General features: G+C 67.9%; 17 protein-coding genes. 7 read left to right on the forward strand and 10 right to left on the reverse strand.

Annotated features, from left to right (window positions below; all coding sequences use genetic code 11):
* Nucleotides 1-17 precede the first annotated feature (17 nt).
* The 3 genes from OKQ63_RS18930 to OKQ63_RS18940 form a co-directional block, all read right to left on the reverse strand.
* Nucleotides 18-1,289 carry a bifunctional folylpolyglutamate synthase/dihydrofolate synthase gene (locus OKQ63_RS18930; RefSeq protein WP_264211571.1) on the reverse strand — a complete coding sequence of 424 codons (1,272 nt, stop codon included), beginning with the start codon at nucleotides 1,287-1,289 and terminating at the stop codon, nucleotides 18-20.
* A gap of 91 nt (nucleotides 1,290-1,380) precedes the next feature.
* Nucleotides 1,381-2,331, reverse strand: a complete 951-nt coding sequence (gene accD / locus OKQ63_RS18935) for an acetyl-CoA carboxylase, carboxyltransferase subunit beta (protein ID WP_264211572.1) — start codon at nucleotides 2,329-2,331, stop codon at nucleotides 1,381-1,383.
* A 63-nt stretch (nucleotides 2,332-2,394) separates the two neighbouring features.
* On the reverse strand, nucleotides 2,395-3,285 hold the full coding sequence (locus OKQ63_RS18940) for a CPBP family intramembrane glutamic endopeptidase (RefSeq protein ID WP_264211573.1): 891 nt from the start codon (nucleotides 3,283-3,285) through the stop codon (nucleotides 2,395-2,397).
* A 156-nt stretch (nucleotides 3,286-3,441) separates the two neighbouring features.
* Between OKQ63_RS18940 and OKQ63_RS18945 the strand changes: the two genes are divergently transcribed.
* From OKQ63_RS18945 to OKQ63_RS18955, 3 genes are all read left to right on the forward strand, one after another.
* The gene (locus tag OKQ63_RS18945; protein WP_264211574.1) at nucleotides 3,442-4,263 is read left to right on the forward strand and encodes a hypothetical protein; all 822 of its coding nucleotides are present in this window, start codon (nucleotides 3,442-3,444) and stop codon (nucleotides 4,261-4,263) included.
* A 97-nt stretch (nucleotides 4,264-4,360) separates the two neighbouring features.
* The gene (locus OKQ63_RS18950; RefSeq protein WP_264211575.1) at nucleotides 4,361-5,122 is read left to right on the forward strand and encodes a DUF6478 family protein; all 762 of its coding nucleotides are present in this window, start codon (nucleotides 4,361-4,363) and stop codon (nucleotides 5,120-5,122) included.
* A gap of 11 nt (nucleotides 5,123-5,133) precedes the next feature.
* A complete protein-coding gene (locus OKQ63_RS18955) occupies nucleotides 5,134-5,511 on the forward strand; it encodes a hypothetical protein (protein ID WP_264211576.1) in 378 nt (125 codons plus the stop codon).
* Between the two features lie 18 nt (nucleotides 5,512-5,529).
* Here OKQ63_RS18955 and OKQ63_RS18960 read toward each other — a convergent pair whose 3' ends face one another.
* The 6 genes from OKQ63_RS18960 to OKQ63_RS18985 all read right to left on the reverse strand — a co-directional run bounded on the left by OKQ63_RS18960 (nucleotide 5,530) and on the right by OKQ63_RS18985 (nucleotide 14,952).
* Nucleotides 5,530-6,273 carry an isocitrate lyase/PEP mutase family protein gene (locus OKQ63_RS18960; protein WP_264211577.1) on the reverse strand — a complete coding sequence of 248 codons (744 nt, stop codon included), beginning with the start codon at nucleotides 6,271-6,273 and terminating at the stop codon, nucleotides 5,530-5,532.
* Complete coding sequence (locus OKQ63_RS18965) at nucleotides 6,270-7,334, reverse strand: bifunctional transcriptional activator/DNA repair enzyme AdaA (RefSeq protein ID WP_264211578.1); 1,065 nt, start codon at nucleotides 7,332-7,334, stop codon at nucleotides 6,270-6,272. Before OKQ63_RS18965 ends, OKQ63_RS18960 begins: the two co-directional genes overlap by 4 nt.
* Before the next feature lie 481 nt (nucleotides 7,335-7,815).
* A complete protein-coding gene (locus tag OKQ63_RS18970) occupies nucleotides 7,816-9,147 on the reverse strand; it encodes a S41 family peptidase (protein ID WP_264211579.1) in 1,332 nt (443 codons plus the stop codon).
* A 7-nt stretch (nucleotides 9,148-9,154) separates the two neighbouring features.
* Entirely contained in the window at nucleotides 9,155-10,288 is a 1,134-nt protein-coding gene (locus OKQ63_RS18975; RefSeq protein WP_264211580.1) for a murein hydrolase activator EnvC family protein, read from the reverse strand.
* Complete coding sequence (gene gpmI, locus OKQ63_RS18980; RefSeq protein ID WP_264211581.1) at nucleotides 10,285-11,802, reverse strand: 2,3-bisphosphoglycerate-independent phosphoglycerate mutase; 1,518 nt, start codon at nucleotides 11,800-11,802, stop codon at nucleotides 10,285-10,287. Before gpmI ends, OKQ63_RS18975 begins: the two co-directional genes overlap by 4 nt.
* Before the next feature lie 222 nt (nucleotides 11,803-12,024).
* A complete protein-coding gene (locus tag OKQ63_RS18985; protein WP_264213953.1) occupies nucleotides 12,025-14,952 on the reverse strand; it encodes an error-prone DNA polymerase in 2,928 nt (975 codons plus the stop codon).
* A 234-nt stretch (nucleotides 14,953-15,186) separates the two neighbouring features.
* Here OKQ63_RS18985 and OKQ63_RS18990 point away from each other — a divergent pair, with 234 nt between their 5' ends.
* Nucleotides 15,187-15,651, forward strand: a complete 465-nt coding sequence (locus tag OKQ63_RS18990; RefSeq protein WP_264211582.1) for a DUF1203 domain-containing protein — start codon at nucleotides 15,187-15,189, stop codon at nucleotides 15,649-15,651.
* Between the two features lie 131 nt (nucleotides 15,652-15,782).
* On the opposite strand, the gene OKQ63_RS18995 is transcribed toward OKQ63_RS18990, so the two are convergent.
* On the reverse strand, nucleotides 15,783-16,712 hold the full coding sequence (locus tag OKQ63_RS18995) for an ABC transporter ATP-binding protein (protein WP_264211583.1): 930 nt from the start codon (nucleotides 16,710-16,712) through the stop codon (nucleotides 15,783-15,785).
* Nucleotides 16,713-16,783: 71 nt separating this feature from the next.
* Between OKQ63_RS18995 and OKQ63_RS19000 the strand changes: the two genes are divergently transcribed.
* From OKQ63_RS19000 to polA, 3 genes are all read left to right on the forward strand, one after another.
* Nucleotides 16,784-16,978, forward strand: coding sequence for a zinc-finger domain-containing protein (locus OKQ63_RS19000; protein ID WP_264211584.1), 195 nt, complete (start codon nucleotides 16,784-16,786; stop codon nucleotides 16,976-16,978).
* A gap of 43 nt (nucleotides 16,979-17,021) precedes the next feature.
* Nucleotides 17,022-17,507, forward strand: coding sequence for a flavodoxin family protein (locus OKQ63_RS19005; RefSeq protein WP_264211585.1), 486 nt, complete (start codon nucleotides 17,022-17,024; stop codon nucleotides 17,505-17,507).
* A 131-nt stretch (nucleotides 17,508-17,638) separates the two neighbouring features.
* The gene (gene polA / locus OKQ63_RS19010; protein ID WP_264211586.1) at nucleotides 17,639-20,440 is read left to right on the forward strand and encodes a DNA polymerase I; all 2,802 of its coding nucleotides are present in this window, start codon (nucleotides 17,639-17,641) and stop codon (nucleotides 20,438-20,440) included.
* Nucleotides 20,441-20,747: the final 307 nt, after the last annotated feature.

Here is a 20,747-nt window from a genome sequence, read left to right on the forward strand (position 1 = left end):
CGCCACGGGCCAAGGCCTCAGCCGTTTTCGCGCAGGATATGGCCTGCCAGATACAGCGAGCCGCAGATCAGCACCCGCGCCTGCGGATCTTTCGCAACAATCGCCTTCAGCGCCGCCATGGCGCTCTCCGCGGTCCCTGCTTCGATGCCCGCCGAGCGGGCCGCCGCCTCGGTCTCTTCGGCGCTCAGGGTGTTCACCTCGTCCGGGATCGAGATCGCGGTGAGGCTCGCCGCATGCGGCGCCAGCGGGCGCATGTAGCCGCTCACGTCCTTGGTGTTCAGCATGCCGCAGATCAGATGCGTCGGGCGCCCGGGCAGACCCGCCAGCACGTCGGCCAGCGCAATGCCGGCGGCGGCATTGTGGCCGCCGTCCAGCCACAGCTCGGCCTCCGGCGCGGCCGCCACCAGCGGGCCGGTCTTGAGCCGCTGCATCCGCGCGGGCCATTCGGCGTTCACCATCGCCGCCTCGCAGGCGGCCTCATCCGCGCCCAGATGGCGCAGCACCGCCAGCGCCGCGCCGGCGTTCTGGACCTGATGCGCGCCCAGCAGGGCCGGCAGCGGCAGGTCCAGCAGGCCGTTTTCGTCCTGGAACACCAGGCGGCCATGCTCCTGATGCACATGCCACTGCTGGCCGCAGGCGATCAGCGGCGCCCCGAGGCGGGCGGCGGTGGCCTCAATGACCTCCATCGCCTCCTCCGGCTGCGGGCCGGCCACAACCGGCACACCGCGCTTGATGATGCCCGCTTTCTCCGCGGCGATCTTGGCCAGCGTGTTGCCCAGGAACTGCTCGTGGTCGATGGAAATCGGGGTGATCACGCTGATTTCGGGCTTGCCGATCACGTTGGTGGCGTCCAGACGCCCGCCCAGGCCCACCTCCAGCAGCGTGTAATCCGCGGGCGTGCGCGAAAACGCCAAGAGCCCCGCCACCGTGGTGATCTCGAAATAGGTGATGTTCTCGCCGCCGTTCCTGGCATAGCACTCGTCCAGCACCTCGGTCAGATGCGGCTCCGAGATCAGCGCGCCCGCCAGCCGGATGCGTTCATGAAAGCGCGCCAGATGCGGCGAGGTGTAGGCGTGCACCGATTTGCCCATGCCCTCAAGGCCCGCCCGGATCATCGCCTGGGTCGAACCCTTGCCGTTGGTGCCCGCCAGGTGGATCACCGGCGGCAGATTTTCCTGCGGGTTGTCCAGCGCCGCCAGCAGCCGCCAGACCCGGTCCAGCGTCAGGTCGATGATCTTGGGGTGCAGCGCCATCATGCGGGCGAGGATCGCGTCGGACGTCTGGGTCATTCGGGGGCTCTCTGGCAACGGGGTTCTGGGGCTTGATACGCAAACGGCCCGCCCGGACTCAGGCAGGCCGCAGCTAGGCATTCTGGCAGGTTCAGCCTTCGGCGGCTGCCGGTTCTGCGGCATCCGCAGCCTTGTTCGCGGCCTTGGCCGGTGCGTCCGCCTGCGGCGACGGCAGATCGCCCACCACCTGCGGCGGCAGGCCCATCAGCATCCGGGTGATGGTGATCAGCTCTTCGCGCATCTCGGTGCGCGGCGTCACCCGGTCCAGCATGCCGTGGTCCAGCAGGTACTCGGCGCGCTGGAAGCCGTCGGGCAGCTTCTCGCGGATGGTCTGCTCGATCACCCGCGGGCCGGCAAAGCAGATCAGCGCGTTCGGCTCGGAAATATGCACATCGCCCAGCATCGCATAAGAGGCGGTAACGCCGCCCGTGGTCGGGTGGGTCAGCACGACGATGTAGGGCAGCCCCGCCTCTTTCAGCATCTGCACCGCCACCGTGGTGCGCGGCATCTGCATCAGCGACAGGATGCCCTCCTGCATCCGGGCGCCGCCGGCCGCCGAGAACAGCACCAGCGGGCGGCCCAGCTTCACCGCCTCCTCGGCGGCGGCGATGATGGCATTGCCCACATACATGCCCATCGAGCCGCCCATGTAGGAAAAGTCCTGCGCGGCGGCGATGATCGGGGTGCGGCCGATTTCGCCGGCAGCCACCAGCATCGCTTCCTTCTCGCCGGTCTTCTTCTGCGCCGCCTTCACCCGCTCGGGGTATTTCTTCTGATCCTTGAACTTCAAGGGGTCGGCCAGCGGCTCCGGCACCGCGACCTCGGCAAAGACACCGCCGTCGAACAGCGCGGTGAACCGGTCGCGCGGCGAGATATGCATGTGGTGGCCGCAGCTGGTGCAGACGTTCTGGTTGTCGCTCAGCTCGCGGTGAAACAGCATGGTGCCGCATTCATCGCATTTCTGCCAAAGGTTCTCGGGCACTTCGCGGCGCGAAAAGATCGAGTTGATCTTGGGCCGGACGTAATTGGTGATCCAGTTCATTGAGCTTGCCTCTCCGGGGGCGCGGTTTGACCCCCAGATAAGGCCCCTTGGCCGCAATTGCAATCAGCGGCGTATGGCCAGCCGCGCTGTCAGCCAGCTGATCAGCATCAGCGCAAAGTCGACCGCCATCCAGGGCCGCAGGTTTCCGGTGTCCGACATGTCGAAGGGGATCAGATACAGCGCCAGGCCGTTCAGGCTGGTGGGCGAGGCAAACAGCAGCAGCGCAGCGGCATTGTTGAAGAAATGCACCGCCATCGCCGGGCCCAGGGTGCCCGCCCGCGCCGTCAGATCCGCCATCAGCACCCCGAACATCCCGGCCCATGCCGTGATCAGCAGCGCGTTCTCCCCGGCCTCGGCGGGCAGGTAGTGGCCCAGCGCAAACAGCGCCGAAGGCGCCAGCAGCCACACCCAGGGACTGCGGAACCGCGCCGCCAGCGCCTGCTGGATGTAGCCGCGGAACAGGATCTCTTCCGAGCTGGTCTGCACCAGCACCCCGGCCGCCGACAGCGGCAGGATGCCCAACCAGGTCCAGAGCGGCAGATTCGCGGTCATCGGCGGCCCCATGCTGTAGGGCGGCAGGGCCATCAGCAGCACACTCAGGCCCAGCAGATACAGGCTGACGCGCAGGAACTGCCAGACCAGCGGCCGCAGGTGCCCGGTCACGGAGGCAAAGCCGCGCTGGTGGAGCAGCCGGGCCGCGATGGCAACGCCCAGCGACAGGAAGGCAAAGCTGCCCAGAAGCACCAGCATGGCGCCCGGGTTGCTGCCGTTGGCCAGCCCCTGCAGCCAGGCCCCGGGAAACAGGCCCGCCACCGCCGCCTGCAGCGCCGCCGTCATCGCAAAGCTCACCGCCGCCACCAGCACCAGCCCCAGCAGCAGCCGCCACAGCGCCGGCTGCACCCGGGCACAGCGCACCAGCGCTTCATGCGCCCTGTAGCGGTGCTTGTGCTGCATGAATGCTCCCTTCCGGCCCGCCGCCAAATGCCGCCCACGTTATGCATTGCTGCAACGCCAAGGCAAGGCATCGGCGCCGCAGGGCTGTTCGCTCTTGCCGCTTTGCCGGCCCGCCCGTAAGAAAATTGCCAAAAAACAGGACCGGCAGGGGCAGCAGTGACCACGACAAACATCGGAAATCCGGCGTCTTTTCCGCCCCCCGGCGGAAACGCGCCAAGGCGCGGGCGATTTGGCAAGGCTGCCGCGGCGGCGGCGCTGGCGGGCTTGGCGCTGGCCGCGTGCAGCCCTGCGTCCAAGGGCCTGTCCTTCGCCGCCGGCGGCCCCGGCCAGGCGCCGCGCCTCAGCGGCCAGGTGATGTCCTTTGCCGGCGGCGAGGTGCTGCTGGCCGCACCGGCCTCCTACTGCTTTGACCGCCGCAGCAGCACTGCCGAAGCGGACGGCGGCTTTGCCCTGATCGCCCATTGCAGCCGGCTGGACGGGCGCAGCTGGTTCGGCCCCCGCAATGCGGCGGTGCTGACCGCCTCGATCGGCCCGGCGAAACAGGACGCCGCGGCGCCGCAAGCGGCGGATATCGCGGCCATGTTCCCCAAGGCCAAACTGCTGGAAACCCGCGAGGACCAGCTGCTGCCGCTGGTGCGCCTGGAATTCCCGGACGCCGTGGCGGACGGCGCCAGCCCCATCCATTGGCGCGGCGCCTTTGTGCTCGACCGCTACCTGATCGCGCTGGCGCTTTATGCCCCGGAGGGCAGCCGGTCCCTGGGCAGCCAGGGCGCGGCGCTGTTGAACGAGACCACCCACCGCACGCTGGAGGCCTCGATCCTGCCGGCTCTGGAGGAGGCAAGCGCCGCTCCGTCCGCAGCGCCTGAACCGGCCCTGCGGCCGCTGCCGCGGCCCGCGCGCCCCGGGAATGGCCCGCAGGCAGACACGCCGCGCAAAAAACGCGGGCTGGGCCAGCGGATTGCCGGTTTATTTCAATAGCCGCCAGCGGTTACACTGCCGCCAGGAGCCGCTGACTCCCGCTGACGGCAGCGCGGACCGGGACAGGCAACAGGTATCACGGGGCAAGAGGGGCACGATGGGCAGGATCATGGACCGGCTGCTGCACCTGCGCAGCCTGCGCCGCTGGCGCGCTGCGGCAGAAGACTCGGCGCGCGCACCGCTCTCCGAGCTGCGCCGCCAGCGCAATCAGGCCCGGCAGCTGCGCACCCATCTGGACCGGCTGATCCACACCGCCGACGGCCGCCTGGCGCTGCCGCTGATCGGCTCCTCCTTCTTTCCGCGCCCGCATGGCACCGACTGGTCCTGGCGGCCGGAACTGTGGCGCGGGCCGCTGCCGGAACGCGGGCTGTCCTCGGTCGCCACCAAGGCCCGGCTCGGCGATGAGGTGCAGCTGTTCCACGACTGTGCCTTCTCCGAACTCACCCTGCGCCAGCTCCGCAACACCCGCGAAGAGGATCTCGCCCCTTTCGGCCTGCGCATGGACGTGTTCAAGTTCGACGGCTCCTTCCTGTCGCTGGTGGTGGACCTGCCGCCCGCCGCCGCCGACGGCATGACCCGCCAGCACCTGCTGCGGGTCGACAGCATCATCGAATCGGAAAAGCCGATCGAGATCTTCGCCCGGCTCAACATCCAGCACGGCCCCAACACCGAGCAGATCGTGCGCGAGCTGCCGATGGAGGAACAGAACATCGTGGTGGAGTTCGACCTCGCCTATTCCAAGCTGAACGAGAAGCGGATCGAGAAGATCTGGCTGGATCTGATCTTCGAGGCGCCTGACATGAACCAGGTGATCCTGCGCGACCTGACCTTCTCGCGCCACCGCCGCGCGGCGATCTGAGGAGCCCCGACATGAGCGACCTGACACTGACCAAAATCCGCTTCCGCAACGGCATCTGGGAGGGCAAGATCAGCAATGCCCCGGCCAGCGGCGCGCGCCCCGACATCACCGTGATGTTCCAGGATGAGCCGGTGGCGGCAACAACACTGGCCGAAGGCCAGACCGGCGGCGAATGGCTGGTGTCGGTGCCGGTCCCAGCCGAGGCGCTGGCCGACGGGGTGCAGACCTTTGTGATCTTCGACGCGTCGGACAGCACGCGGCTGGGCGATTTCACCCTGATCGCCGGCGAGGCGGTCGCCGACGACCTGCGCGCCGAGGTGGAGCTTCTGCGCGCCGAGCTGGACATGCTGAAACGCGCCTTCCGCCGCCATTGCCTGGAAACCGCCTGAGCGGAACCGGCCTGAGCGTTATTCCAGCGCCTGGAAATGCTCCGCCAGCACCTGCATCAGCCGGGCATGCGGAATCGGGCCATAGCTGGCCCGGGCCACTCCGGCCTGCCGCGCGGTCTCCAGCGTGATGCCGCGCATCATCGTGTTGACCGGCAGCGGGCACCCCTCGCAGACCTGCGCAATCAGATCCGGATCGGACAGCCCCGGCACAAAGAACCCGTTGCCGCCGGCCTCGGCATAAGCCGCCGCGCGCTCCAGCGCTTCCGGCAGCAAGCCTGCGTGCTTCCCGGCATCTTTTTCCTTCAGAAACAGATCGGTGCGCGCGTTCACGAACAGATCCGCATGGGCCGCCCGCACCGCGGCCACCCGCCGGGCCTGTTCTTCGATGCTGTAAAAGCCGCCGCCGCCGACCACCTGATCCTCAAAGTTCAGCCCCACCGCGCCGGTCTCTGCCAGCCGCTTCGCATTGGCGGTCAGCTGGTCCGGCTCGCGGGCATAGCCGCCCTCGAAATCAATGGTGACAGGCAGCTCCGTGGCGGCCACGATGCGTTCCGCATTGCCCAGCACGAACTCCAGCGGCACCTTCTCGCCGTCCGCGAACCCCTGCGCCGCCGCCACCGGGAAACTGCCGGTCGCCAGCGCCCTGGCCCCCGCCCCGGCAATTGCCCGGGCGCTGCCCGCGTCCCAGATGTTGTATAGAACCACCGGATTGCCCGGCTGGTGCAGCGCCGCAAAAGCCGCTGCGCGGTCGGAATAATTCATGCTGAAATCCTCTGTCTGTAGCCTGTTTCAATCTCGATGAGCCGCTGCTTGCGCCAAAGGCCGCCGCCATAGCCGGTGAGCGCGCCATCGGCTGCAATCACCCTATGGCAGGGCACCACCAGCGCCAGCTGATTTGCGCCGTTTGCGCGCGCAACGGCGCGCGTGGCAGAGGCGCGGCCCAATTCCCGCGCGATCTGCGAATAGCTGCGGGTCTCGCCGGCCGGGATGGTCAGCAGATACCGCCAGACCTCGCGCTCGAACGCGGTGCCATGCAGCGCCAGCGGAGTCTGGAACTCCGCGCCCTCGCCCGCGAAGAACCGGCGCAGCTCTCCGGCGATCTGCTCTGTCGGCGCAGGTCGGCCAAAACCCAGGCCGCCGGGCTGGGCCTTCTGCAGCCTGGCCGCCTCGCGGGGCAGCGCCTTGCGGTCGGCAAATTCCAGCAGATGCAGCTGGTGCTGGCAGCTGATCGCGATCATCGCGCCCAACGGCGTGTCGATCCAATCGGCCAGCAGCAGCGCCTCGCGGCGGAACGCGCCCGGCGCAATCCCCACCAGCCTGGCGAAGGCGGCGCGGAAGGCGCTGGCGCTTTCAAAGCCGGCATCGATCTGCGCCGCAATCACCGGCTCGCCCGCCTTCAGCGCCGTGAACCCCTCGCGCAGCCGCCGCTGCCGCGCCATCTCCAGGAAGGTCATGCCGAAATGCCGCTTGAAGGCGCGCCGCACGGTGGATGGCTCCAGCCCCATCCGCGCCAGATCGCCCTCGCCCCAGCGGTAGGCGGGGCGCTCCTCCAGCTTGGCCAGCAGGCCCTGCACCAGCGGATCGTCTCCGGCGGCGGCCGCCAGCGGCCGGCAGCGCTTGCAGGCGCGGAACCCCGCCTCGATGCAGTCGCCGGGGGCGGCGAAGAACCGGCAGTTCCCGAACTTCGGCTTGCGCGCCGGACAGGTCAGGCGGCAGAAGATGCCGGTGGAGGTGACGCCGACATAGGCACGGCCCTCGTATGCGTCATCGCGGTTCAGCAGCGCTTGATACAGCGTCCGGGAATCAGGCAGGTCAAACATCATGGGCAGATCATAGAACAGCGCCTGCGCTCTGTGCGCCGAAGAACGGGCGTTGATTGCAAATTTCCCGCCAGATGCAACTGGCCCGGCGCCTGCGGCTTGATGCCGGGCAAGGTGTTGCGCACCCGGCGCACGCCGCCTTCACGCAATCCTCATGCCGCCATGCCAAGCTGTCTTCCGATCGATCCCCCGCCATGGCCCCGCGCAAGGGCCATGATACAAGGCGCAGGCATCTGTGGTGCTGCCTGCGCAACACCCGGAGACCGGCCCCGATAATAAGGGGGTCGTTCAGGAAATCCTGTCCGAGCAGGCCCCGCGGGGTCTGTCCATTCTCTAACCGGCGGCGCCGCCCCCCTTCTTAACCGGCCCCCCGAGACAAACGGCACCAGCCCCGCCGGATCCGGCGGCAATGCCGCAATGAAAAAGGCCGCCCAACCGGACGGCCCCTTTGTGCTGCGCTGTGCGCTGCGTGCCTGCGGCAGGCTTACTTCGGACCCAGCGCCACCAGGCCCTTCAGGATGTCGATGGCATAGGCCAGCTGGTAATCCTGCTCGCGCAGCTCGGCGGCCTTTTCGGCCTTCTCGCGGTCGGCCTCGATCTGGCGGATCTCATCCTCGCTCAAACTGTCGTTGTTCAGGCTGCCGCGCAGGTCGGCTTCCGAACGCGAGCGGCGGGCGGGGCTGTCCTCGTCCTCGGCTGCGGCGGTGCGGCGGGGCTGCTGGACCACGATGTCGGGCGACACGCCCAGCGCCTGGATCGACCGGCCCGACGGCGTGTAATAGCGCGCGGTGGTCAGCCGCATGGCGCCCTCGCCCTTCAGCGGCATCACGGTCTGGACCGAGCCCTTGCCGAACGACTTGGTGCCGACCACAATGGCGCGGCGGTGGTCCTGCAGCGCGCCGGCCACGATTTCCGAAGCCGAGGCCGAACCGCCGTTGATCAGCACCACAATCGGCTTGCCGCCGGCCAGATCGCCCGGGGTGGCGTTGAAGCGCTCGCCGTCCTCGGGGTTGCGGCCGCGGGTGGAGACGATCTCGCCCGACTCCAGGAAACTGTCGGCCACCTTGATCGCCTGGGTCAGCAGCCCGCCCGGGTTGTTGCGCAGGTCCAGCACGATGCCGTTCACATTCTCCATGCCGCCGGCGTCCTCGATCTGTTCCTTCAGGTTGGATTCGAGGTTCGGCGTGGTCTGGTCGTTGAAGGTGGTGATCCGCATCACCACGGTGTCGCCTTCGGTGCGGGCGCGCACCGCGGTCAGCTTGATGGTGTCGCGGATGATCGAAACGTCGAACGGCTCATCCTCGCCCTCGCGCACCACGGTGATCACGATCTCCGAGCCGACCGGCCCGCGCATCAGGGTGACCGCCTCGTCCAGCGACAGGCCCAGCACGCTTTCGCCATCGACATGGGTGATGAAATCGCCGGCTTCCACCCCGGCCTCGTCCGCCGGGGTGCCGTCGATCGGCGACACCACTTTGACAAAGCCCTCTTCCTGGGTGACTTCGATCCCCAGGCCGCCGAATTCGCCGCGGGTCTGCACCCGCATCTTGCTGGCATCATCGGGCGAGAGATAGCTGGAATGCGGGTCCAGCGAGGTCAGCATGCCGCCGATTGCCGCCTCGATCAGCTCCTTCTCGTCGACCTCCTCGACATATTGCGCGCGGATCCGCTCGAAGATGTCGCCGAACAGGTCCAGCTGCTCATAGACATTGGCCTCGCGCTCGCCTTCCTGCGCCAGCAAGGGGCCTGCGACATAGGTTGTTGCAACGATCCCTGCCAGCGTGCCGCCAATGGCGGCCATCGCAAATTTTCTCATCAAGCCTTCATCCACCTTTTCCAGTGCGGAACCATGTTTCCGGGTCCACCGGGCTGTTGTCCATTCTCACTTCTATATAGAGCGTTTCTGTCCGGTCAGTTCCACCCCCTTCACCGCTTGTTGACAGAATTGCGTCCGGCTTGGGGTTTTCTCCGCTCATCAGTCCGACCGGGGTGCCGCCGGGGATCACCTGCCCCGCCTCGCCAAACACCTCGGCCAGGCCGGAGAGCACAAACAGCGTCTCCGGCTGCGGCTCCAGAATCACCACATTGCCCAGATCCAGCAGCGGCCCGCGGTAGCGGATGGTGGCGGCAGTGGGCGCGGTGACCAGCGCCCGCGGGCGGGCGGCGACCAGCAGCCCGGGGCGGGCAATGCCGGCCGCATCGCGCTCGCCGTAGCCGCGCAGCACCAGCCCCTCGACCGGCAAGGGCAGGCTGCCGCGCAGGGCGCTGATGTCGGCCTCGCTGGCGGTGATCTCGCCGCCGGCGATCTCGGCCAGCCCGTCGGCAAAGCCCGACAGCGTCTCGGTCGAGGAAATCAGGATCGCGGTGCGCACCGGATCGGCGGTGAAGCGGCGCGGCAGCGTGGTGCGGTCGGCAATCGCGGTCGACAGCTGCACCCGCGCCGACTGCACCCCGGCCAGCCCTTCCTCCAGCGTCCTGGCCGCGTTCTGCTGCAAGAGCCGCAGACGCTGCACCTCGTCCAGATCCGCCTTCAGCGACTGCACCCTGGCCTGCAGCGCCGGCGTCACCTCGGCCAGCATCATCGCCGAGCGCGCCGCCCCCAGCGGCCCCGAGGGATGCACCATCAGCACCGGCGGCGGCGAGGTCTCGATGGTCTGGATGATGCCGAGCAGGCTCGAGACCTCTTCCCCGCGGGCGGCCAGCTGCGCGCTCAGCTGCGCCTCGCGCCGCGCCACCCGGCGCAGGCCGTCGCGCATCGCCGCCAGCCCGGCCTCAAAGGCCTGCACGGTGGTGGTCAGCGCCTTCACCCGGTCGCGGGAGCTGGCAGCCTCCTGCAAGTGCACCGAGGCAGTCTCCAGCTGCGCGGCCGCGTCGCGGGCCGCCTGCGCAGGGTCCGCCGCCGACTGCAGCGGCACGGCCAGCAGCGCCAGCAGCAAAAGGCCCGCCCGCAGGATCATGACAGCAGGCTCTCCCCGGTCATCTCCGCCGGTTTCTCCAGCCCCATCAGCTCCAGGATGGTCGGCGCCAGATCGGCCAGCCGCCCGTCGCGCAAGCGCGCGCCCGGCGGCCCGCCGACCAGCGCCACCGGCACCAGGTTCAGCGTATGCGCGGTATGGGCACCGCCGGTTTCGGGATCGACCATCACCTCGCAATTGCCGTGGTCGGCGGTGACGATCATCGCGCCGCCCGCCTTCTCAAGCGCTGCCACCACTTTGGCCAGCCCCTGATCCACCGCCTCGCAGGCCCGCACCGCCGCCTTCAGATCGCCGGTATGGCCGACCATGTCGGGGTTGGCGTAATTGGTGACAATCAGGTCATAGCCCGCCTCGATCGCCTCGACGAATTTCGCCGTCACCTCCGGCGCCGACATCTCCGGCTGCAAATCATAGGTCGCCACATTGGGCGATTTCGGCATGGCCCGGTCCTCGCCCTCTTCCGGCTCTTCCTTGCCGCCGTTGAGAAAGAAGGTCACATGCGGGTATTTCTCGGTCTCGGCCAGGCGGAACTGGCGCTTGCCCTGTTTGGCGACCCATTCGCCCAGCGTGTTGACAATCGCCGCCTTGGGATAGGCGGTGGTCATGTAGTCATTATGGGCATCGGAATATTCCACCATGCCGAGCAGCCCCGCCAGCCTGGGCCGCGCGCCGGTGTCGAACTCGGCAAAGCCCGGCTCGCCGATGGCGCGCAGGATCTCGCGCGCCCGGTCGGCGCGGAAGTTCAGGCAGAAAAACCCGTCGCCATCCTTCACGCCGTCATAGCCCGCCAGCACGGTGGCGGCGATGAATTCATCGGTTTCCGACTGGTTGTAGGCATGGTCCACCGCGCCATGGGCATTCAGCCCCGGCCGCCCCCGGGCGTGGATCATCGCGTCATAGGCCTCGCTCACCCGGCCCCAGCGGTTGTCGCGGTCCATCGCGAAATAGCGCCCGGTAACGGTGGCAATCCGCGCGCCTGCGGGCAGCTTCTCCTCCAGCCGTCGGAAGTGGCGGAAGGCCGATTTCGGCGCCACGTCGCGGCCGTCGGTGATCGCGTGCAGCCAGACCGGCACGCCGGCATCGGTGATCGCCGTCACCGCCGCCAGGATATGGTTGATATGGCCGTGCACGCCGCCGTCCGAGACCAGCCCCATCAGATGCGCGGCACCGCCGCTTTCCTTCAGCTGCCTGATAAACGCCTGCAAAGCCTCGTTTTCAAAGAACGACCCGTCCTCGATCGCCAGGTCGATCTGGCCCAGGTCCATCGCCACCACCCGGCCCGCGCCGATATTGGTGTGGCCGACCTCGGAGTTGCCCATCTGCCCGGTCGGCAGCCCCACATCGGGCCCGTGGGTGATCAGCCTGGCCGCCGGTCCTCTGGCCATGATCGCATCAAAGACAGGCGTTTCGGCCAGAAAAGGCGCATTTGCCTTGCCCGGCTCGCCGCTGCCCCAGCCGTCGAGAATGCACAGGACAACGGGTTTGGGTGCGGTCATGAGTCAGCTCCGGGGCAAGGCAAGGTTCGCAAGCCTTCTAACGCCTTGCCGCGCCGGGGTGAACCGGCATTCCTGCCACAGTTGGCGTTATCAGGCCGCTTGGCGGCAGCCCGCCCCCGGCCAGCCGCTTCATCTTCCCCCGAATACTCAATTCCGCGCTGCCCGCCCTGAGCTGCCGTCCGTGCTCTGCGGCCCCTGCCCGCTTCTTCTTTGTCCAAATACTCACTTCCCCCGCCCGCCTTCCGCGCCGTCCCCCCTGTTCTGCGGCGTCAAGAGATGCCGGATCAGCGCCACCGGATGGGCGCGCAGGCTCAGCCGCATGGCAACGTAATCCTCCACCACCTCCTCGCCCGGCCCCATCTGCGGCAGGCTGGCCTCCGGCTCGCGGATCCCCTCCCCCTCCAGCTCGCGGGCAAACAGCGGCAGCGGCTTGCGGGCGGTGATCGCCTTGGCCGCCCACAAGGCCGCGCGCCGGTTCATCCCCAAGGCGGCAAAGGCATCGGCCTCCGCCAGCCGCGCGATCACCGGCGGCGCCAGCCCCGCCTTGCGCCAGACATCCTCGACCTCGGTGTAGCCGTTGCCGCGCGCCGCGGTCAGCCAGGCGGCGTCCTCGTCGCGCAAGCCCTTGATCTGCCGGAACCCCAGCCGCAGCGCCAGCCCGCCCTGGCCGTCCGGCTCCATCACGTTGTCCCAGTAGGAGCGGTTGATGCAGACCGGCCGCACCTCCACCCCGTGCGCGCGGGCGTCCCGCACGATCTGGGCGGGCGCGTAGAACCCCATCGGCTGCGCGTTCAAGAGCGCGCAGGCAAAGATGCCGGGATGGTGGCACTTGATCCAGGCGGAGGCATAGACCAGCAGGGCAAAACTCGCCGCATGGCTTTCCGGAAAGCCGTAGGAGCCGAAGCCCTCGATCTGGCTGAAACAGCGTTCGGAGAACTCCGCATCATAGCCGTTCCGCGCCATGCCGCGCAAAAACAGGCTGCGGAATTCGCTGACCGAGCCGTGCTTCTTGAAGGTCGCGAGCGAACGGCGCAGCCGGTCGGCCTGCTCCGGCGTGAAACCGGCGCCGACGATGGCGATCTGCATCGCCTGCTCCTGGAACAAGGGCACGCCGAGGGTCTTGCCCAGCACCTCGCCCAGCGCATCCGAGGGAAAATGCACCGGCTCCTCCTTGTTGCGGCGGCGGATGTAGGGATGCACCATGTCGCCCTGGATCGGGCCGGGGCGGACGATGGCGACCTCGATCACCAGGTCATAGAAACAGCGCGGCCGCATCCGCGGCAGGAAGTTCATCTGTGCGCGGCTTTCGACCTGGAACACCCCGATGCTGTCGGCGCGGCACAGCATGGTGTAGACCGCCGGATCCTCGGGCGGCAGGGTGGCGAGCGTATAGTCCAGCTGGTGGTGCTGGCGCATCAGGTCGAACGCCTTGCGGATGCAGGTGAGCATCCCCAGAGACAGCACATCGACCTTGAGGATGCCCAGCGTGTCGATGTCGTCCTTGTCCCAGCAGATCACCGTGCGCCCCTCCATGGTGGCGTTCTCGATCGGCACCAGCGCGTCCAGCCGTCCCTGGGTGATGACAAAGCCGCCCACATGCTGGCTCAGGTGGCGGGGGAAACCGATGATCTCCTCCACCAGCTGCATCGTCAGCTGCAGGCGGCGGCTGCCGGGGTCCAGCCCGATCTCGCGCATCCGCTCCGCCTCCATCCCCTTGGCGCTGAAGAACCCCCAGAGCTGCGAGGACATGGCCGAGATGGTGTCCTCGGTCAGCCCCATGGCGCGGCCGACCTCGCGGATCGCCCGCTTGCCGCGGTAGTGGATCACCGTCGCGCAGAGCCCTGCGCGGTGGCGGCCGTAGCGCTCATAGATCCACTGGATCACCTCCTCGCGCCGCTCGTGCTCGAAATCGACGTCGATGTCGGGCGGCTCGTCGCGGGCCTCGGAGACGAAACGCTCGAACACCATGGTGCCGAGCTCCGGGCTGACGGAGGTGACACCGAGGCAGTAGCAGACCACCGAGTTGGCGGCGGACCCCCGCCCCTGGCACAGGATCCCGCGGGAGCGGGCAAAGGCGACGATGTCGCGCACGGTCAGGAAATAGGGGTCGTATTCCAGCTTGGCGATCAGCGCCAGCTCATGCTCCAGCAGGGCGCGCACCCGCTCCGGCGCGCCGCCCGGGTAGCGCCAGCTGAGGCCCTCTTCGGCCAGCCGCCGCAGCCGCTGGGGCGGGGTTTCGCTGCCGCGGCCCTCGTCCGGGTAGTCATAGCGCAGCGCGTCCAGCGAGAAGCTGAGCCGGTCCGCCAGCCGGGCGGCATTGTCCACCGCCTGCTCATGATCGCGGAACAGGCGGCGCATCTCTCCTTCGGAGCGCAAACGCTGCTCGCCATTGGCCATGGCGGCGCGGCCCAGGGCTTCGACCTTGCAGCGCAGCCGGATGGCGGTCAGCACATCGCCGAGGCGGCGGCGGCGGCCGTGGTGCATCCGCGGCGCGGCGCTGGCCAGGGGCGGCAGGTTCAGATGTTCGGCGAGGTCTGCCCATGCCGCAAACCGCGCCCGGTCGCCGCCGTCATAGGCAGGCGTCATCAGCAGGTGCATCCGCCCGGCAAAGCGGCGCGTCAGCCCGTCCATATGCGGCCCCCATCCGCCCGCGCCGCAGGGCGGATGCCCCGCCTGCGGCAGCAAGAGCAGGTGCAGCCCGCCGGCAAACTCCAAGAGGTCGGACAAGTGGAGGGTGCAGCTGCCCTTCTCCGCCCTGAGCCGCCCGGTGGACAGAAGCCGGGTCAGGCTGCCCCAGCCGGTGCGGGTCACGGGCAGGGCAATGACCTGGGGCGCGTCGGTGAATATGAGCTTTGCCGCCGGGATCAGCCGCACGGTGCCATAGACCGGGAAAGAGGGCGGCTGCGGGATGCCCTCCGGGCGCGGCGGGCCGATGGGGGTGTTCTGCCGGTCCCAGGCCTGCCGCTCGCGCACCCTTCGGGCGATGTCGCGGCATTCCGCATGGGCGCGCACGATGCCCGCCACCGAGTTTTCATCGGCAATGGCCAGCGCGCTGATCCCGAGCTCCAGCGCACGGCGCACGTATTCCTCCGGATGCGAGGCCCCGGTGAGAAAGGTGAAATTCGAAAGACAGGCGAATTCGGCGAACATGAGTCGCATGATATTCCCGTTTTGTTCCCATGTGGAGTCATGCTGGGAGAGGCCTGCCGGAATGCGCCCCCGCGCCGCGCGCCAGCGCGGCGCGCGGCCCAACAGGCCAAAGGGCATTTTCAATGCCCGCCCGGCTGGCGGGAGCCCCACGCCCCGCTGCGGGATGCGCAGGATCCGGGTCGATCCGGGACAGCCGGTTCCGGCAGGATCGGAGCAGCAACAAGGAGACACGCCATGCTGAAAATCACCGCCCTGCCCACAGAGATTGTCCGCGCGCTGCAGGATGGCGGCGCCGACGCCCACGGCCAGATGCCGGAGCGCGCGGTGTCGGATGGCGGCGGCAACCCCTGCCGCCATTGCCTGCGGTACATCCCCGAAGGCGCGGATATGCTGATCCTCGCCCACCGCCCCTTTCCCGCGGCACAGCCCTATGCCGAGACCGGGCCGGTTTTCCTCTGCGCCGATCCTTGCGCGCGGCATGACGGCGAGGCCATGCCGGAGGCTCTGGAAGGCTCTCCCGATTACCTGATCAAGGGCTACAGCGCCGGCCACCGGATCGTCTATGGCACCGGCATCGTGATCCCGCAGGCGGAGATGATGGCGCAGGCCGAGGCGCTCTTTGCGGATCAGCGTGTAAGTTACATCCACATCCGCTCAGCCCGCAACAACTGCTATCAGGCGCGGATTGACCGGGAGTGAGCGGAGCTTGGCGAGGGGCAGAATGGCTCCCCTTGGCCGCTCAAAGCACAAAGGGCTGCGCCTGACCGGGGAGGCGCAAACGCGCCTGCCGGGGGGCAGGCAGGCGCGGCGCGGCCCGGCAGCCCGGCCCTTCAGGCGGATTTGGTCAGCGACAGGAAGACATCCTCCAGATCCGCCTCCTCGGTCTTCACGTCGCGGATGCTGATCCCGGCGGCATGGACCGCGGCCAGCACCTCCTCGGCGCTGGTTGCGCGGCTGCGGTAGCGCAGCGCCACGGCGCCGTCCGCGCGCAGCTCGGCCTCGATCCCCTCGCCCTGCGGCAGCACCGCAGCAGGCACCGCAGGCTGCACCACCATGGTCTTGGCATCGAGCCGGCCCAAGAGGCTGGATTTGCTGTCGCGCGCGACCACCTGGCCCTGGTTGATGATGGCGATCTCGTCGCACATCTCCTCGGCCTCCTCCAGGTAGTGGGTGGTGAGGATGATGGTCATGCCCTGCGCGTTGAGCTTGCGGATGTTTTCCCACAGCATCTGGCGCAGCTCGATATCGACACCCGCCGTCGGCTCGTCCAGCACCAGCACGCTGGGATGGTGCACCAGCGCCTTGCCCAGCAAAAGCCGCCGCCGCATGCCGCCCGACAGGGTGCGGGCATAGGCCTCCGCCTTGTCCGACAGGCCGATCATCGCCAGGATCTCGTCGCTGTGGCGCTCGGATTTGGGCACCCCGTAGAGGCCCGCCTGCACCTCCAGCGCGCCGCGCGGGGTGAAAAACGGATCGAGGTTCAGCTCCTGCGGCATCACCCCGATGGCGGCACGGCTCTGGCGCGGGTTTTCATCCTGGTCGAAACCCCAGATCGTCACCTTGCCGGAGGTCTTGCGCACCAGGCCCGCGAGGATGTTGATCAGCGTCGACTTGCCCGCGCCGTTCGGCCCCAGGAGCCCGAAGACCGAGCCGCGCGGCACCGTCAGGCCGACACCCTTGAGCGCGTGTTTTTCCGGCTGGCCCCTGCCGCCCTTGTAGATTTTGCGCAAAGCTTCGATACGGATTGCATCGCCTGTCATCGCTGCTCTTGCCCCCGGTTTTTGCTTGGCTCATAAAAGCGCCTAGCCGAAAAGTGAAAGGACTGCCAGCCATGAGCACCGCCACGCCGCCTGAAGCGCCGGAAACCAAGATCGTGGACAGCTACCGCGTGGCCTGCGACGGCAGCGAGGGCGCATTGGGGCATCCGCGGGTCTACCTGCAGATCGCGGAACAGCAGGGCTGGGTCGAATGCCCCTATTGCGACTGCAGATTTGTGCACAAGGACGCGGCCAAGGCGGCGGAGTGATCCGGGCTTTCGGCGCTCTTCCTGACAGCGCAGGCTGCTGCTGATGGCACAGCTTCTGATCGTCTATCACAGCCGCACCGGCGGCAGCCGCCGGATGGCGGAGGCCGCGGCGGAGGCGGCACGGGGCGAGATCGAAACCGTCCTGAAACGGGCCGAAGATGCCGGGCCGGAGGATCTGCTGGCCGCCGACGGCTATCTCTTCTGCGCGCCGGAAAACCTGGCGGCCCTGTCCGGCCAGATGAAGGAATTCTTCGACCGCTGCTATTACCCGGTGCTGGGGCGGCTCAACGGGCGCCCCTATGCCCAGATGGTCTGTGCCGGGTCGGACGGCGAAAACGCGGCGCGGCAATGCGCGCGGATCGCCACCGGCTGGCGCCTGAAGGAAGTGCAGCCGCCCATGATCGTCTGCACCCATGCGCAGACGCCCGAGGCCATTCTGGCACAGAAAGTGATCCCGGAGAACGAGCTGGAGCGCTGCCGCGAGCTGGGGCTGGCACTGGGCGCGGGTCTGGCGATGGGGGCGTTCTGACGAACCTGCTGCCGGCTGCGGCGGGCCGCACCCGTGCCAAGGCCCGAAACTCCAATTGCCCTCCCCTCGCGGATCACCGATAACCGGGAAACGGAACACGAACGGAATTCCCAGAAGGAGCGCGACAGGCCATGAGCGGAACACAATTCGGCAAGGGCTGCCATCTGCATCTGATCGACGGCTCGGCCTTCATCTTCCGCGCCTATCACGCGCTGCCGCCCTTGACCCGCAAGTCCGACGGGCTGCCGATCGGCGCGGTTGCCGGCTTCTGCAACATGCTGTTCAAGCAGGTCGAGGACAACAAGGGCCCCGATGCGCCGACCCATGTGGCGGTGATCTTCGACTATTCCGGCAAGTCGTTCCGCAACGAGATGTATGACCTCTACAAGGCCAGCCGCCCGCCCGCGCCGGAGGATCTGGTGCCGCAGTTCCCGCTGACCCGCGAGGCGACCAAGGCGTTCAACATCGCCTGCAAGGAGGTCGAGGGCTACGAGGCCGACGACATCATCGCCACCCTGGCGCATCAGGCGCGCGATGCGGGCGGGCGGGTCACCATCATCTCCTCCGACAAGGACCTGATGCAGCTGGTCGGCGGCGGCGTCGAGATGCTGGACGCGATGAAGAACAAGCGCATCGACAGCGACGGGGTGGTGGAGAAATTCGGCGTCGGCCCGGACCGGGTGGTGGATGTGCAGGCGCTGGCGGGCGACAGCGTCGACAACGTGCCGGGCGCGCCGGGGATCGGGATCAAGACAGCGGCGCTGCTGATCAACGAGTTCGGCGATCTGGAGAGCCTGCTGGACCGCGCCGAAGAGATCAAGCAGCCCAAGCGCCGCCAGACCCTGATCGAGAACCGCGAACAGATCGAGCTCAGCAAGAAGCTGGTGCAGCTGGACTGCGGCATGGCGCTGGACTTTACCTTGGATGATCTGGAGATCCGCGAGCCGGACGCGGAAACCCTGCTGGGGTTCCTGTCGGAAATGGAATTCCGCACCCTGACCAAGCGGCTGGCCGACCAGCTGGGCATGGACGCGCCGGCCATCCCGGAAGCGCCCGCCGCAGCGGCGGCGGCCGCGGCGCCGGAAGCGGTGCCGTTCGACAAGGAAAAATACGAATGCGTCCGCGACGGGGCGGGATTGCAAACCTGGGTCGACCGCATCCGCCGCCGCGGCTGGGTGGCGGTGGATACCGAGACCACGGGCCTGGATGAAATGGTGGTGGATCTGGTCGGCATCTCGCTGTGCGTCGAGCCCGGCGAGGCCTGCTATATCCCCTTGGCGCACAAGGCGGGCGGCGATGATCTGTTCGGCGGCGAGGGGCTGTCGGAGGGGCAGATGCCGCTGGAGGAAGCAGTGGCGATGCTGAAGGGCGTGTTGGAGGATCCGGCGATCCTCAAGATCGGCCAGAACATGAAATACGACACCAAGATCCTGCACCGCTACGGGGTGGACGTGGCGCCCATCGACGACACCATGCTGATGTCCTATGCGCTGCATGCGGGCATGCACGGGCATGGCATGGACACGCTGTCCGAACGCTACCTCGACCACACGCCGATCCCGATCAAACCGCTGCTGGGCAGCGGCAAATCGGCGATCACCTTTGACCGGGTGCCGATTGACGACGCGGTGCCCTATGCGGCGGAGGATGCCGACATCACCTTGCGGCTGTGGCAGCTGTTCAAGCCGCAATTGCATCAGGAGCGGGTGACCACGGTCTATGAGACGCTGGAACGGCCGCTGGTGCCGGTGCTGGCGGATATGGAGCGCAACGGCATCAAGGTGGACCGCGACACGCTCAGCCGCATGTCCAACGCCTTTGCCCAGAAAATGGCGGCGCTGGAGGCGGAAATCCACGAGCTGGCGGGGCAGACCTTCAACGTCGGCTCGCCCAAGCAGCTGGGCGAGATCCTGTTCGACAAGATGGGGCTGGAGGGCGGCAAGAAGGGCAAGACCGGCGCCTATGCCACCGGCGCCGATATCCTCGAGGATCTGGCGACGGAACACGACCTGCCCGCCCGCGTGCTGGACTGGCGGCAGCTGTCGAAACTGAAATCGACCTACACCGATGCGCTGCAGGACCACATCAACCCGGACACCGGCCGGGTGCATACGTCCTATGCCCAGACCGGCGCCAGCACCGGCCGCATGGCCTCGACCGATCCGAACCTGCAGAACATCCCCGTCCGCAGCGAGGAAGGCCGCCGCATCCGCGAGGCGTTCGTGGCGGAAGAGGGCAACGTGCTCTTATCGCTCGACTACAGCCAGATCGAGCTGCGCATTCTGGCCCACATGGCCGGGATCGACGCGCTGAAACAGGCCTTTGCGGAAGGCGTTGACATCCACGCGCTGACCGCCTCGGAGATGTTCAGCGTGCCGCTGGAGGAGATGACGCCGGAGATCCGCCGCCAGGCCAAGGCGATCAACTTCGGTGTGATCTACGGGATTTCCGGCTTTGGCCTCGCGCGCAACCTGCGCATCCCGCGCAAGGACGCGCAGGGCTTCATCGACCGCTATTTCGAGCGCTTCCCGGGCATCCGCAAGTACATGGATTCCACCGTGGAATTCGCCAAGGAGCACGGCTACGTGCAGACCCTGTTCGGGCGCAGGATCCACACCGCGGAGATCAATGCCAAGGGGCCGAAGGCGGGCTTTGCCAAGCGTGCGGCGATCAATGCGCCGATCCAGGGCACGGCCGCCGACGTGATCCGCCGGGCGATGATCCGGATGCCGGAGGCCATTGCGCACCTGCCGGCGCGGATGCTGCTGCAGGTGCACGACGAACTGTTGTTCGAGGTGCCGGAAGCGGCGGTGGAGGACACCATCGCAGCGGCCCGGCAGGTGATGGAAAGCGCGGCCGATCCGGCGGTGCATCTGGACGTGAAACTGGTGGTCGACGCGGGCCGAGGCCGCAACTGGGCCGAGGCGCATTAAGGCAGACCCGGCAGTGCAGACCGTGGTGCTCCCGCCCGGCTTCGATCTGACGATCTCATCCCGTTGGGCCGGGCGCCGCTGACGCGGCGCGGGCGGCTCTCGCCCCAGCCGTTCCGATTCGGGTCAAGGAAGCCGCCAGGCTCCGCGCCTCTGGCGCGGCTTGTCCTTGACGCGACTCGGAACAGAGAAAGACTTGGCAACGCCCCTCAAGGGCAGACCTGCCCTTAGGGGCTTCTCAGCAAGACCTTTGCGCCGCGCCAGCGGCGCCACGCCCAACCGGCGCTGCTGCATCGCAGATGCGGCTTGC

This window comes from Leisingera thetidis, assembly GCF_025857195.1.
GTDB classification, from domain to species: domain Bacteria; phylum Pseudomonadota; class Alphaproteobacteria; order Rhodobacterales; family Rhodobacteraceae; genus Leisingera; species Leisingera thetidis.

Excerpts from the sequence above, each read along its gene's own strand:
- OKQ63_RS18930 (WP_264211571.1), bottom strand. The coding sequence starts at position 1,289 with ATGACCCAGACGTCCGACGCGATCCTCGCCCGCATGATGGCGCTGCAC.
- accD (WP_264211572.1), bottom strand. The coding sequence starts at position 2,331 with ATGAACTGGATCACCAATTACGTCCGGCCCAAGATCAACTCGATCTTT.
- OKQ63_RS18940 (WP_264211573.1), bottom strand. The coding sequence starts at position 3,285 with ATGCAGCACAAGCACCGCTACAGGGCGCATGAAGCGCTGGTGCGCTGT.
- OKQ63_RS18950 (WP_264211575.1), top strand. The coding sequence starts at position 4,361 with ATGGGCAGGATCATGGACCGGCTGCTGCACCTGCGCAGCCTGCGCCGC.
- OKQ63_RS18955 (WP_264211576.1), top strand. The coding sequence starts at position 5,134 with ATGAGCGACCTGACACTGACCAAAATCCGCTTCCGCAACGGCATCTGG.
- OKQ63_RS18960 (WP_264211577.1), bottom strand. The coding sequence starts at position 6,273 with ATGAATTATTCCGACCGCGCAGCGGCTTTTGCGGCGCTGCACCAGCCG.
- OKQ63_RS18965 (WP_264211578.1), bottom strand. The coding sequence starts at position 7,334 with ATGATGTTTGACCTGCCTGATTCCCGGACGCTGTATCAAGCGCTGCTG.
- OKQ63_RS18970 (WP_264211579.1), bottom strand. The coding sequence starts at position 9,147 with ATGAGAAAATTTGCGATGGCCGCCATTGGCGGCACGCTGGCAGGGATC.
- OKQ63_RS18975 (WP_264211580.1), bottom strand. The coding sequence starts at position 10,288 with ATGATCCTGCGGGCGGGCCTTTTGCTGCTGGCGCTGCTGGCCGTGCCG.
- gpmI (WP_264211581.1), bottom strand. The coding sequence starts at position 11,802 with ATGACCGCACCCAAACCCGTTGTCCTGTGCATTCTCGACGGCTGGGGC.
- OKQ63_RS18985 (WP_264213953.1), bottom strand. The coding sequence starts at position 14,952 with ATGTTCGCCGAATTCGCCTGTCTTTCGAATTTCACCTTTCTCACCGGG.
- OKQ63_RS18990 (WP_264211582.1), top strand. The coding sequence starts at position 15,187 with ATGCTGAAAATCACCGCCCTGCCCACAGAGATTGTCCGCGCGCTGCAG.
- OKQ63_RS18995 (WP_264211583.1), bottom strand. The coding sequence starts at position 16,712 with ATGACAGGCGATGCAATCCGTATCGAAGCTTTGCGCAAAATCTACAAG.
- OKQ63_RS19000 (WP_264211584.1), top strand. The coding sequence starts at position 16,784 with ATGAGCACCGCCACGCCGCCTGAAGCGCCGGAAACCAAGATCGTGGAC.
- OKQ63_RS19005 (WP_264211585.1), top strand. The coding sequence starts at position 17,022 with ATGGCACAGCTTCTGATCGTCTATCACAGCCGCACCGGCGGCAGCCGC.
- polA (WP_264211586.1), top strand. The coding sequence starts at position 17,639 with ATGAGCGGAACACAATTCGGCAAGGGCTGCCATCTGCATCTGATCGAC.